Here is a 13,104-nt window from a genome sequence, read left to right on the forward strand (position 1 = left end):
GGGCTGGGTCGCTCCGAAGAGCACCTCCACCCGGCTGCCGCCCACCCTCAACACATCCCCGGGGTTGAGCGCCGTGGGCAGGACGAGCCGCTGTCCCCGCACCTCCGTGCCGCCCTCACTGCCCAGGTCGATGGCCGTCACCGAGCCATCCTTGTCCACCTTCAGCATCACATGGAGATTCGAGACCCGCGGGTCCTGAATCTTCACTGCTGCCTGAGCGCCCGACCCCACAATGACGCTCTCGGCCTCCGACACGGCTTCCGCCGTGGAGCCATCCGGCCCGGTGATCCGAAGCGTCAAGCCGTTGTTCTTCGCCGCCGCCATGAGGATTTTCCCTCTTCCCTTCCGCCCTGAGAACGACTGCCGCCGCCCGCTGCCGCTAGAGGTTGTCGACTGACTTCTGTAACTCTGGATCGAAGTTGTCCCGGACCTGGATGAGGCTCTGGAAGTCCGTCTTCTTCCGGTGGAGCAGGTACGAGCCCTCGGGCTTCGTGAGCTCGCCTTCCACCGCGACATCCGTGAAGTCGATGACCGTCTTCTTCCGGAACACGGTGCGGTCCTCCTCCTGGATGACCTTCACCGTGTCTCTCGACTCCTGCGCCATCGCCACCGAGGGTGCCGCCCACAGCCCCAGCACCACCACCGCTGATACGAGTCGCTTCATGCTCCACCTCCCAATGCACAGCGCGATCCAACCTCAAGTCCTTGAATCCAGGGGCGCTCGCCTCCTCCGCCGGATGTCGCAGCCTGGAGAGAGGAAAAAAGTTCCGTCCCTCTTCGCCAGAACTCCAGCCTGCCCGCTGGGGTGATGCCCTGGATGCCTGCCCAACCCCACTCCGACCACGGGGTTGGCGAGCGCCAGCTGGCTCGCACCGGCCCCTGTCGCGAAGACGGCGTCGCCACTTCGGTGAGTGGCGACGCCGCGGGGTCCTGCGTCTCGCTTTCAGGGACAGCCGCGCTAGTCGCCCGCGGGCGCGCGTTGCTCACCCGCCGGAGTGGGCTCGGAGCCGGGGCCCCCCATGGCGTCCTCCTCGGGCTGGGTGCCCGCGCCGCCCGTCGCGTCGTCCGCGGGCATCGCCTCCGTGCCCTGCCCAGGCGGTGCGCCCGCGCCGCCCGTGGCATCGCCTTCCGGCGCCACCGCTTCGCCCTGTCCAGGCTCCGCGGCCTCCGCGCCGGCAGCGCCCTGCGCGGGCTGCTGCGCGCCACCGCCGCCGATGGCCTCATCCGCCGGCGCGCCTTCGCCCTCCGCGGTGGCGGGGGCGGGCTCGGGCGCCGAGGCCTTGAGCATGTTCTCCAGGCCCTGGACCTTGGCGGTAATCATCTGCTTGTCATTGTCGGACGTCGTCTCCAGCCCCTTGCAGCGGTCGAGGAACGTGATGGCCTTCTGCCAGCCCGCGCGGTCCGACGCATACGCCCAGCCCGCGCCGCACACGGCCTCCGGGAGGTCCGCGCGGGTGGCCAGCACCTTCTCGAACGCCTCCCCCGCGGCCAGCCCCTTCTTCGGATCGCGCCCCTTCTGTCCGTCCAGCGCCCAGGCCAGGTACAGCGTCGCGTCCGGGGAGCCCGGCTCCAGCTCCGCGGCCTTGCCGAAGGAGCGCTCGGCGCCCAGGTAGTCGCGGTAGCTCAACGCCAGGGCGCCCAGGTTGAGGTAGCCCGGGGTGAACTTCGCATCCAGGGCGATGGCCTTCTGGAACTGCACCAGCGCGCGGGCCCGGTCGTCCAGCTTCAGGTAGACCATGCCCAGCAGGTTGTAGAGCGCCGGGTCCTTCTCCGAGTGCTTGCGCGCGTTGCCAGCCAGCAACTCCGCCAGCCGGTACTTCTCCCGCGCGTAGGCCACGTGCGCCAGGTTCTTGTACGCCCCCGGGTTGTCCTTGTTGCGCACCAGCACGCGGCGCGCGGCGGCCTCGGACGCGTCCAGCTTTCCGGCGACGCGATAGGTGATGGACAGGCTGTTGAGCAGCGACGCGTCGTACTCGCGTCCAGGCGTCTTCAGCGCCCGCTCGAACAAGGCGATGGCTTCGTCCAGCCGCCCCTGCTCCCGGTACATGACGCCCAGGTTGACCACCGCGGGCACGTGCGCCGGGTCCAGCAGGAGGACCTTCTCGTAGGCCACGCGCGCGTCATCCGGACGGCCCTGACGCTCGGCGATGACGCCCAGGTTGAACTGCGCGTTGAGGCTCTGCGGCAGCACGTCCACCACCGCCTCGAAGCCCTCGCGCGCGCCGTCCAGGTCCCCCGCTTCATAGGACTGGAGCGCCGCCGCGAAGGCGGACTCCGCGCTGCCTGGCTTCTGCGTGGGCGGCGGCGCCGGCTTCGGCGCGGGCCGCCGCGCCGCGGGCGGCGTCACCTCCGGCACGGCGGTCTGCTTCTTCTGAGGCCCCGACGCGCACGCCGCCGTGAAGGCCAGCGAGCCGACGAGGAGCGAACGGAACCAGTTCATCTGCGTCTTCCCCGCCCCAACCTGAAAGGAATCCATGCGAAACGGCTTCATCGCAGCACCTCCCCGCGCGCCGCCGTGGGTGCCTGCGCCTCGTCGTTCAAGGGCATCGACGAATCCGGCGGGTCCTCCGGCGTGGAGGCCGGGGCTGGCGTCGTCGCGGTGGCGCCTTCCAGCACGCGCACCAGGTCCGAGCGGACGAGCGTGTCACTGCCGCGGTAGTTCACCTGCCGCACCTGCGCGTAGGCGCCTGGACGCAGGCGGTTCACCTGGTCCTGCGCGGCCAGGGTCCACGGGCTGTAGACCCCCAGCTCATAGGCCTTCTCCAGCGCCTTCTCCAAGGCCTCGGAGGCCTTGTCCTCCAGCGGCAGCGCCAGGTTCTCCAGCTCGCCGCGGTACATGGCGAGCTGCTCCTCGTCGAGCCCCGACGGGTCCGGCGAGTCCATGATGTTGCGCGCGAAGTCGGCGTAGGCCAGGCCGATGCGCGTGAGCGCCGCGATGCCCCAGTCACCGGAGCCGGTGGACAGGACGGCGAGGTACTCCTTCTCCAGCCGCACAATCTCCTTCTGCTTCGCCGCCAGGTCCCGGCGGATGGTGCTCACCCGCGAGAAGCGGATGCCCGTGTAGCGCTTCCACGCCGGCTCCAGCGACAGGAAGCGCGCGTGGCCATAGGCATTGAGCACCGCCGTGTCCTTGCGCGCGCTCTCCGGCAGCCGGTTCCATGCCCGCACCAGCTCGCCCTGCACGCGCTCCTGCTCGCGCGCGTTCTTCAGCTGCTCGTACGCCAGCAGCTCGTGGTAGCGCGCCTGGTACACCTGCGCGGAGGTGGAGCGCGAGTCACGGCCGTACGTCTCCGCGAAGGCGCCGAAGGCCCGGGCCGCCTCGCTCCACTTCTTCTCCTTCTCCCACGCGAGCGCCGCCGCGAAGGCCACCTGCGGCACGTCCTTGCGGTCTCTGAAGCGGGAGACGTATGTGTTGTAGGCGGCCACGGCCTTCTGCGGCTCACCCGCGCCTTCCCACCAGACGCCCGCGTTGAACTGCGCGTCCGCCACCCAGCCGCCGGCCTCGTCCAGCAGCGCCTTGCGCTCGGCGGCCTTCCGCTCGCGCTTGGACTCCGCGTCCTCGGCCCCCGGCGCGGCCTGCGCCCTGGCGGCCTTCTTCGTCACCTTGCCCTTGCCCTTGCCGTTGGCGCCGTCCGCCTTCAGCGCGGCGTCGTAGCTGGCCACGAAGGACTCCGCCATGACGGCGGCCTTCCGGTACTCGGCGACCTTCTCGTAGAGGCCCGCCAGCGAGTAACGCGCCTTCAGCTCGAAGGGGCTTCGCGGGTACTCCTTGAGGAAGCGCTCGCCCGCGGCCAGGCCCTTGTCGATTTCGCCCGCCTCCTGCGCGATGATCATCACGTAGGTGAGCGCGCGGTCCGCGTTCTCCGACTTGGGGAACTCGGACACGAAGCGGAGGAACTCCTCGGCGGCCTTCTTCGGGTTCTGCTCCTTCTTGTAGACGATCTCGTCCACCCACTTGTACTGGCTGCCTTCGACGACGTGGCTGACGCGCACGGCGAAGTCCGTTCCCGGTTTGGCCAGCTTCTTGTTCTCCAGGAACTTCTTCGACAGCGTGTTCAGCTCGAGCCACTCCTCGCGGCTCTCCAGCACGTACATGGTGAGGTCGGCCGCGTCGCGCGAGCGGCGCTCCTCGGGGAACTTCTCGATGATTTCACCGAAGCGCCGGGCCGCGTCCACGAAGTGGCTGCGGTCATAGAGGATGACGGCGGCCTGGTAGCGCAGGTCGATTTCGTCCTGCGTGTTCGGATACAGCTTCACGTAGACGTCGCACGCGGCGACCAGCCGGTCCTCGAACTTCGTGAGCGCCTCTTCCTGACGGTCCTTCGCGTCGCGCTTGACGATCTTCTGCTTGGCGACGTCGCCCTTGTCCTTCTTCTCGTCGACCTTCTGGCCGTCGCGCAGGTCGCTCTGGGCGAGCTGGCCGCGCTCAATCTTCACCAGCTTGTCGTAGGCGAGGATGGCGTTGTACGAGGCGCTCTTGCGGTACGTCTCGTTGGACACCTCGCGCGCGGTGTCGCGGTCCGGAATCTTGAACGCCACCACGGCGTCGTACTCGGCCGCGGCCGCCTCCCACTCCTCCAGGGCCCAGAGGATTTCGGCGTAGAAGAAGCGGAGGTTGAAGGCGGAGTCCGCCACGAAGTCCGGGTTCGCGTTGGAGGCGAACGCGTCCACGTACTGCTTGTAGATGTCACGCGCCAGCCGGTAGGTCTCCACCTGGCGCGTCTTCTGCGCCTCCTGGTGGTACTCGGTGACCATGACGCGCATGGCCTCCTCGGTGACGTTGAAGGCGTTGCGCAGGACGGTCGTCTTGTCCTCGTTGGCCTGCCACCACTGGCCACCGGGGCTGTAGAGGTCCACCATCCGCTTCATCTCCTTGCGGACCTGCTGGCGCTGGCGGAGCCCCTCATGGGCGCGGACGATGGCCTGCTGGTACTCCGGCGCGTTGGCCCCCATGGGCTCGTCGTCCACGAGCGTGCGGTACGTGAGGATGGCGCTGTCGAAGTGGCCCGCGTCCACCAGGCCCGCGGCCGTCTTGGCCAGCAGGCGGCCCACGCGCTGCGCCGGCGCCTTCTCCTTGAAGTAGGAGATGGCCTGCTTCGGCTGGTCCAGCTGGACGTAGAAGACGGTCAAGTCGTTGAGCGCCTCGGTGCGCAGGTCACCCAGCTCGGGGCTCTTCGAGGCGTAGTCCACCACCTCGTGGAGCTTCTTCAGGCCCGGCTCGTAGTCGCCGGTGTTGTAGTCACACCAGGACAGCTTGTAGACGGCGTAGGCGTAGATCTTCGGCACGCCCGAGTCCCGCGCCTTCTCGTAGTTCTGCTTGGCGGGGATGAGCTTGTTGTTCTCGAAGTAGTGGTTGCCGAGCTGGATGTACGCGTCCGGCACGAACTGCGACGTGGGGAAGTCGCGAATCAACTCCTCGTAGCGGACCACCGCGTCCTCGCGGCGTCCCAGCTCGTAGTAGTTGTACCCCATGGAGAAGAGGACCTCGTCGCGCTGCGGATAGTCCGGGTACGCGCGGAGGATGTCCTCGTAGATGCCCATCGTCTCCGTGCGGTAGCGCTCGCTGCCCGCGTGGTCCTGCTTGGGCGCCTCCACCTTCTCACCGCGCGCCACGGCCGCGTCGTAGTCCTTCTCCGCCGCGAGGAAGCGCGTCATCTCCAGTTCGTAGAGGTACTTGGACTTCTCCCAGTAGAGCTCCGACAGGCGGTAGAGCAGCTCCGCCTTCTGAGGATTGCCGTCCCGCAACTTGGGGATGAGGCGCTTGAAGGCGGCGATGGCCTCGTCGCGCTTCTTGTCCGCCAGCGCGTCCCGCCTGGCGTCCGGGATGCGAGGCAGCTCCGCGAACTTCGCCGCCGCGGGCCGGACCCGCGCGGGCCCCTGCCGCACGTCCTCCGGCGCGACCCCTGGCGGCGGCGCCTTCTGCGCGGCCTTGCGGTCGGCCTGGGCCTTCGCGGCCTTCTTCTTCCCCGCCGCCTTGCTGGACACACCGGAGGTCTTCGACGCGGACGCCGCGGCGGGCTTCTTCCCCCCCTTGCGGGCCTGCGTTTCCGCCGCCTCTCCCACCCCGCCAGTGATGAGCACCGCGCCCACCGCCAGCGCACCGAAACGAAGAACCACCTTCATGCGAGCTCCTGCCGTGAAGCCGACCCGGCATGCGGGCAATCCAGCACCCACTGACGAGGGACGACGGAAAGTAGATGCGCACTTCTGGATTGAGAAGTGGCGGTGTCGCGTGGAGCCGGCCCCTCAAGGCAGGTGCAGGCGCGACAGCGGCGCGGGGGAGCCTACGGCTGCTGTTCAGCCGTCTTGGCCGGACAGCCACGCTTCAGCGTGTATTGGTAGTAGCCAATCTCGTCGATCCAGAACTCGCCCTGGAACTTCCAGTAGTTCCAGGCCGCGCCCGGCATCTTCGGGCGATACAGCGACTGCCCCTTCAGCAGCGCCTTCTGGTCCACGCCGGCCTGCAGCAGGTCCTTCTCATCCAATGCCGTCTGCACGCGGATGATTTCCGCCTGGTCGGAGAAGGTCCGCAAATTGTCCGCTGCCTCACGGATGCGGCTCTGCGCCAGCGTGCCGCCCACCTGCAGCAGCGTCCCGCGTATCTCCTCGAGCGACGCGGTGGACTGCGCCGCCAGCGGCGTGCCGCGCCAGCGTCCGTTCAGCAGCGCACGCTTCTCGTTGTCCACGCGCTCCAGCATCCGCATCACCTCGCGGATGCGCTCGTTGTTGCGCAGCCACAGGTACACCGGGCGCGGCAGCCGGCGGTTCTCCGCCGCCACCAGGTTGAAGGACTGCACCAGCGGCACGTCCTCCCCGGTGAAGGGCTCCAGCTGGGCCTCCATGGGGCCGTAGAGCGCGTCGAAGGCCGCCAGCGTCGTCTTCACCTCGTCGTAGAGGCACGAGTAGTAATAGACGGTCGCCTTGAGGATCCACGACTCGGGCTGGAAGGCCCCGGTGAACTGCGGCGCGTGCAGCGCCTGGAGGCTGCCGAGCGCCCCGCCGAAGTCCTCGTTCTGGAAGCGCGCGAAGCCGTTCTCGAAGAGGGCCTGGTCCCAGTAGCGCGAGTAGCGCGGCACCCGCTCATAGGCGGCGCTGGCGTCGGCGTACTCACCGCGACGGTAGTGGAGCCGGCCCAGGGCGATGAGCGCCAGGTGCTGCGTGGCGCGCAAGTCCAACTGCCCCTCCTTCGCGGCCAGCACCGCGTTGAAGGCGGCCAGCGCGTCCTTGTCCAACACGGAGGACTCGCCGGGGCGGCCCGGGAAGCGCGGGTCCGCCAGCACCACGCCGAGCAGGTAGCGCGACTTCGCGTACACGCGGCTGTCCTGGGGCACCGCCTCCAGCAGCGCGCGCGCTTCCTCGAAGCGGCTCTTGCGCTGGCGCACCGTGCCCACCAGGTAGTTGACGCGCGCGAGCACCTCCTTGGGCAGCGTCACCCAGCGGTCGCGCACGTCGTCGGTGTAGGCCTGGGCGAGGATGCTGGGGATGAGGTTGTGCTCATCCAGCTGCTGCTGCATGTCCACCAGCCCCTCCACCGCCTTCAGATACGAGGGGTGCGAGGGCCCGGCGTTGACGATGGCCGCATAGGCGATGAAGGCGGCGACGGGCAGTCCCTTCTGGGCCAGGGCCTGTCCGAGGAAGTACTCCGCCTTGCCCTTCACCTCCGCGTCGGAGGCGCGCTCCGCGAGCTCGAAGAAGAGGGGCGCGGCGGTGTCCATGTCACCGGCGTTGAAGGCGGCCAGCGCGCGGTTGTAGCCACCCGAGTCAGGCTGGGCGGACACCGCGAGCGGCGCCAGGGCGACGAAGAGGCTGAGCAGTCGTTTCATGGCGGTTCGGGCCTTCCTGCACATCAGAAGAGGACAGAGAAGCCGGCGTAGAAGCTCACGTTGTTGAGGACGTCCGAGGACGGCTCGGCCACCAGGTCGCGGCCCAGGATGATGTCCTCGCGGTAGTTCTTCCGCGTCTTCGGGTCGACGCCGTCGAACTTCTCGTAGCGGCAGCTGCCGCTCAGGTTCAGCGAGGCGAAGTCCTGGTTGGCGGAGCGCGCCGCCTCCAGCGCCTCGAAGTCCGCCAGGTTGCAGCCGTCCACCCGGTCCACGCGCGCGGTGTAGATGAGATCCCGCACCTCCACGCGCAGCGCATACGACTCGCCGAACTGGAGCCGGAAGCCGCCCCCCACCGAGCCCATGAACTTGGTGCCGGTGTCACCGAAGCGCGCGGGCACCCGGAACGACTCGCCCTCCACCTCGTTCGTCACCTCGGGGCGGATGAGGTGGCGCGTGGAGCCGACGCCCGCGCCGCCACTGAGCACCACGCTGAACTGCGCCAGCGAGTTGTTGAGGAAGGCGAACTTGCCGTAGAGCGGCGTCACCTCCACGCCCGCGTGCGCGCCCCACACCAGCAGCAGCGACGAGGCCGCCTGCGCCTGCTCACGGACCTTGTCGATGAGCTCCAGGTTGAAGGCGCTCTCGTTCGAGTACCAGTTGTACTGGCCCATCACCTGGAGGGCGAAGTTCTCCTGCAGGTGGTAGGTGTAGTGCGCCGCCGTGCCCGCGTGATTGGTGTACTTCCCGTTCACCTGCACCGTGGCCGGGTACACCGTCAGCTCGTGACGGCCCTCGTCCGCGAAGCGCTTCTTCTGGACGATGTGCACCGACACGTTGGGGTTGTAGAGCGGCGCTCCGTTCACCAGCCGCTGCTGCCGCGCATCCGTGGTGCGCGGCGCATCGGCGGCCAGGTCGTCGGAGGCCAGCACCGGCGCGTCGTCGGGGACCGGCGGCGCCTCCTGCCCGGCCACGCCTGTCGCCGCGGGCGCGGAGTCCGTCTCCACGGTGGGCGCGGGCTCGGCGGCGGGCGCCAGCGAGGGGTCGTCAACAGGGGGAGGCTCGCCAGCGGGCACCTCGCCCGTGCCCTGCGCAGGGGCCGCGCTGGAGCGGACACCTGCGGGCGGCGCGGACGCTTCGGCGGCCTCGGCGGGCACCCGCGGCTCGGGCCGGGACGAGGCCTCGACAGGAGCCTCCGGAAGCGACTGCGGCGGCGCGGACGGTGGCGGCACGGACGTCTCCGCACCGGGCGCGGGCACTTGCTGGACCTGCGCCAGCGCGAAGGCCGGAGCCGGGACGCGCGGCGCGGCCTGCGGGGCCGTGGCGACAAGGAGCGCGAGGGACAGGAACGGTCGCATAGTCAGGTGGACCTAGAAGGAGAAGGTGTAGCCAAGGTCGAACTGCACCAGGTGCGTGAGGCCAGGGCTGCGCGCGGGCTCACCCGTCGCCTGCCCCGCCTCCCACGCATCCCGCATCAGGTTGACGCGGTAGTTGTCCCGGAAGACCCAGTCGCGCAGCTCCAGGCGCACGCCGTGCGTGTCCCGGATGAAGAAGCGGAAGCCCACCGCCGCGGACACCACCGGGGCGACTCGCGACTCATTCACCCAGAAGTCCTGGGTGGCCGAGCCGCGATCATCCACCGACGTCCGGTTGTCACAGATGCCCAGGTCGCGGTTCACCACCTGCGTGCACTGGATGACGGAGTTGCGCTTGAACGAGCCCAGCCCACCGCCCCCCCAGACATAGGCCTGGAAGTGGGCCGGCAAGTCGGACAGCAGGCTGAGCTTCCCGTAGATGGGCGCCCAGCGGACGCCGGCCACCCCGTGCAGGTTCATCTGCCAGAGGTCTTCCAGCTCGTCGGTGACGCGCTTGTCCTCCCGGTTGAGGAAGCTCTCGGAGATGGAGCGCGCCAGGCCCGTGTGACGGCTGGCCGCGTAACCGGCCCGCGCCTCCACCGCGAAGGTGTTGAAGAGGTTGTAGGCCACGCCGGCGTTGAAGACGTAGTGCGCCGTCAGGTGCGTCTGCAGCGGCAGACCGACACCGATGGACACCTCCAACTTGCCGCCCGGCGCGTACAGCCGGTTGCGGACGACGACGTTGTCCAGGACGTTCTCGTCATCCTGTGCCGCGGCAACCGGTGCCGCCAGCGAGACGGCCAACGAAGCAAAGACGCAGAGCGTGCGTGCGATCATAATCCTGCCCGGCCCGTGGGGTGGGCCGCCATGAGCGGGAGCGCAAGGAACTCCCCGAGGCCACGGAGTCCGCGTCACCTGACGCTTCAGACTCCTTCGTGGTGCCTGGAGGTGCGCACGGCTTCCACGACCGACAAGCCGCGATGGCCAGGAGTCGGAATTCTTTTCACGGTCGCCCCCACCGGACGCCCACCGGTCAACGTTTCCGGGGCAGGCCGTGGCACGGGACGTGATGAAGCAGGCAGGCGGGTCGTCACGCGGGGCAGACACCTGCCCACCCGCGGAAACCGCGCGCCACCCTGCCCCGCAAGACAAACGCCCCGCCCGGATGCCCGACGAATCGGGCCCGGAGGCGGGGCGTTTCGAGCGCTCAGACGCTCAGCAGCGAACTACGCGCCGCGCGCGGCCTTGTGCTGCGCGCGCATGGCCACCTTGATGCTAGGGCGAATGTAGACGACGCCGTTGTTGTGGCCGGCGACGGCACCCTTCACGAGCACCAGGCCCTTCTCCACGTCCACGTCCACCACGGTCAGGTTCTGGGTGGTGACCTGATCCACGCCGTAGTGACCGGGCATCTTCTTGTTCGGGTACACGCGGCCCGGCGTCTTACGCTGACCGATGGCGCCCGGGTGACGCTGGTACTCGTGCGTACCGTGCGTCTTCGTCTGCGAGCCCTTGAAGTTCCAGCGGCGCATGACGCCGGCGAAACCGCGACCCTTGGTGACGCCGGTCACATCGACCAGCTCGCCCTTGGTGAACATGTCCGCCTTGACGGCGTCGCCCACGTTGAAGGAGGCAGCCTCCTCCGGCGTGACGCGGAACTCCTTCAGGTGGCGGCGGTAAGGCGCGTTGGCCTTCTTGAAGAAGCCCCGCTCAGCCAGGTTGAGAATCTTCTCGCGGATCTCACCATAGCCCAGCGTCACCGCCGAGTAGTTGTCCTTCTCAGGGGTGCGCTTGCCAACGACCTGGCAGGTGCCCACGTCGATCACCGTGACCGGGACGAGGTTGCCCTCATCGTTGAACACCTGGGTCATGCCGATCTTCTTGCCAATCAGACCCTTCACGTCGTCCTCACTGCCAGCGCGCTGGTGGCGCGGAAAAACCCAATAAGTTCAATGACCTGGACTGCACGCGTCCCCGCGGTCGCCAGGAAGCGGCGCAATGTAGCAGACAGGTCCCCGCCGTCAAGCACTACGGGCGGATGCCTCTCTCACTGCGCGCGATCCAACCGCGGGTAGAACGGTGCGAGCTGCGCATCGTTGATGCGCTGTGCATACACGTCTTCGCCCAGGAGGAACAGGGCTTGATCCAGATAATCCTCCGAGGCCTGGACCTGTTCCTCCTTGGCGGCGATTGCCTGGTCGAGCTCCGCCATGCGGTGCTCGTGGTCCAGCTTCCGCTCCTCCTCCTCGTCCTCCATCTCCAGCAGGCGCTTGTGCGCCAGGATGCCGGCCGCGCCGGGCTGGCCGGGCACGGGGGTGAGGGCGGTGGCCAGGTTGGATTCCAGATCCTCCAGCTGCCGGCCGACCCGCATCTGCTGGAGCCGGTTCTTCTTGAGGTTGCCGCGGGCCAGTTCGATCTTCTCGGGTGACTCGCCGATCAGCTCCATGTCGCTGATCTTCTTCTCGAGCTTGAGCAGGCCGTCCTCGGCGTAGCGCTGTTCGGCCTTGCGCGACGCGAGCGTCTTGCGCAGGTCCTTCACCTTGCCGTCGATGGCGTCCACCGCCTTCTTCCACTTCTTGACGATGGCGGCGTGCTTCGCCCGCTCCTCGCCCTGCACGGCGAGAAAGTCCGAATACGCCGCGTCCTCGTCGTTCATCTCCTGCTCGAGCGCCGCCAGTTCATCCCGGCGCGCCACCACGGCCTCTTCGGCGCGGTAGACGCGGTCCATGGAACGGGGACAGGTGGGCTTGCCCGGCAACCTGTCCCGAGCCAGGTCGCCCAGCTGGAAGATGAGATCGTTGTAGCTCTCCTTCGCCATGAAGGGATTTCTACGCCCAATGCTCGGCCACTGTCACCGGCGGAGCGAGAAACCCGTGTCATTCCCTCAGGAGTCACCCGGGACGGCGCTGGCCGGCGCGTCGGCGTGGACCACGGGCCCCAGGGCCCCTTCGGCCAGGGACAGCAGCTCCCGGGAGCGGTCCTGCTCCTCGGTGCGGTTCAGCTCGCAGACCCACGCGGAGGAGAGGTCCGCCTGCTGACGGGCCAGCTCCGCGGTCGTCTCGTAGCGGGCGGCTGACGCGCGGGCAAAGGCCCCCTCGCGGCGCAGCTCCAGCAACGTATCCGGATCCAGCTCGATGTCCTCGGGAGGAACCGGCAGTGGACCGCGGCCCAGCGCGGCCAGCCGTGCGAGCAATCGCGAGGCGTGAGCCCGGCAGAACGCGGCCAACACCATCAGCCGTGCCCGGACCCTCGCATCCGCGATTCGCTCCGCCAGCGCCGTCATCCGCCGGGCGGAGACGACCTCCGCCTCCCACGCGGCGGCCAGCGCCGCGGCCAACCGGGTATGCCTCGCACCCATCGACGTCCCCCTGTTCCCTACCTTCAATCCGCCAACGTAGGAACGCCTCGCGCGGGATTCAACCGAGGGCGCGTTCAACCATCCAGTACCCACCAGCCGCGAGGATTCCGATGGACAGTCCCCTCACGGCCCTCGTGTGCAACGCCGGACGGCGCTGGACCATGCGGAGGACGGGCAGCAGCGCCGCCACCACCACCGCCTGACCCAGCTCCACGCCGACGTTGAAGCCCAGCAGCGCCGTCACCACGGACTCGCCCAGGCCGTAGCCGGCCAGCACGCCCGCGAAGCCGAAGCCGTGGATCAGCCCGAAGAGGAAGGTGACGAGCACCCGGTGCCGGTGCTCGCGCAGCACCAGGTTCTCCACCGCCACATAGATGATGGACGCGGCGATGGCGGCCTCCACCCACCGGGCCCGGGCGCCGTCCAACACCACCCACCCCAGCGCGGCGGCCCCCAGCGTCAACGAGTGCGCCACCGTGAAGGACGTCACCAGCAACAGCACCCGCTTCCAGCCGCCCCCCACCAGCAGCACGGCCAGCAGGAAGGCCAGGTGGTCCACGCCCTCGAAGAT

At 68.8% G+C, this 13,104-nt stretch carries 11 protein-coding genes; all 11 read right to left on the bottom strand.

The window, feature by feature from the left end:
• The coding region (locus G4D87_RS21685) for an FHA domain-containing protein (protein ID WP_163783969.1) at window positions 1–324 on the bottom strand (324 nt) is incomplete at its 3' end.
• 55 nt (window positions 325–379) lie between these two features.
• Window positions 380–664: a hypothetical protein gene (locus tag G4D87_RS21690; protein ID WP_163783970.1), complete on the bottom strand. Its 285-nt coding sequence runs from the start codon at window positions 662–664 to the stop codon at window positions 380–382.
• 294 nt (window positions 665–958) lie between these two features.
• A complete protein-coding gene (locus G4D87_RS21695) occupies window positions 959–2,491 on the bottom strand; it encodes a tetratricopeptide repeat protein (RefSeq protein WP_163783971.1) in 1,533 nt (510 codons plus the stop codon).
• Complete coding sequence (locus tag G4D87_RS21700) at window positions 2,488–6,123, bottom strand: tetratricopeptide repeat protein (RefSeq protein WP_205507674.1); 3,636 nt, start codon at window positions 6,121–6,123, stop codon at window positions 2,488–2,490. Before G4D87_RS21700 ends, G4D87_RS21695 begins: the two co-directional genes overlap by 4 nt.
• Before the next feature lie 161 nt (window positions 6,124–6,284).
• A complete protein-coding gene (locus G4D87_RS21705; RefSeq protein ID WP_163783973.1) occupies window positions 6,285–7,823 on the bottom strand; it encodes a tol-pal system YbgF family protein in 1,539 nt (512 codons plus the stop codon).
• Between the two features lie 23 nt (window positions 7,824–7,846).
• On the bottom strand, window positions 7,847–9,178 hold the full coding sequence (locus G4D87_RS21710) for an outer membrane beta-barrel domain-containing protein (protein ID WP_163783974.1): 1,332 nt from the start codon (window positions 9,176–9,178) through the stop codon (window positions 7,847–7,849).
• 12 nt (window positions 9,179–9,190) lie between these two features.
• The gene (locus G4D87_RS21715; RefSeq protein ID WP_163783975.1) at window positions 9,191–10,012 is read right to left on the bottom strand and encodes an outer membrane beta-barrel domain-containing protein; all 822 of its coding nucleotides are present in this window, start codon (window positions 10,010–10,012) and stop codon (window positions 9,191–9,193) included.
• Between the two features lie 389 nt (window positions 10,013–10,401).
• Window positions 10,402–11,076, bottom strand: a complete 675-nt coding sequence (gene rplC, locus G4D87_RS21720) for a 50S ribosomal protein L3 (protein ID WP_163783976.1) — start codon at window positions 11,074–11,076, stop codon at window positions 10,402–10,404.
• 146 nt (window positions 11,077–11,222) lie between these two features.
• Window positions 11,223–11,993: a hypothetical protein gene (locus G4D87_RS40020; protein WP_163783977.1), complete on the bottom strand. Its 771-nt coding sequence runs from the start codon at window positions 11,991–11,993 to the stop codon at window positions 11,223–11,225.
• Window positions 11,994–12,059: 66 nt separating this feature from the next.
• Window positions 12,060–12,533 carry a hypothetical protein gene (locus G4D87_RS21730; RefSeq protein ID WP_163783978.1) on the bottom strand — a complete coding sequence of 158 codons (474 nt, stop codon included), beginning with the start codon at window positions 12,531–12,533 and terminating at the stop codon, window positions 12,060–12,062.
• 58 nt (window positions 12,534–12,591) lie between these two features.
• Window positions 12,592–13,104, bottom strand: a 513-nt coding sequence (locus G4D87_RS21735) for a HupE/UreJ family protein (protein WP_163783979.1), incomplete at its 5' end; no start/stop codon positions are given.

The organism is Myxococcus vastator (genome assembly GCF_010894475.1).
Lineage (GTDB): Bacteria > Myxococcota > Myxococcia > Myxococcales > Myxococcaceae > Myxococcus > Myxococcus vastator.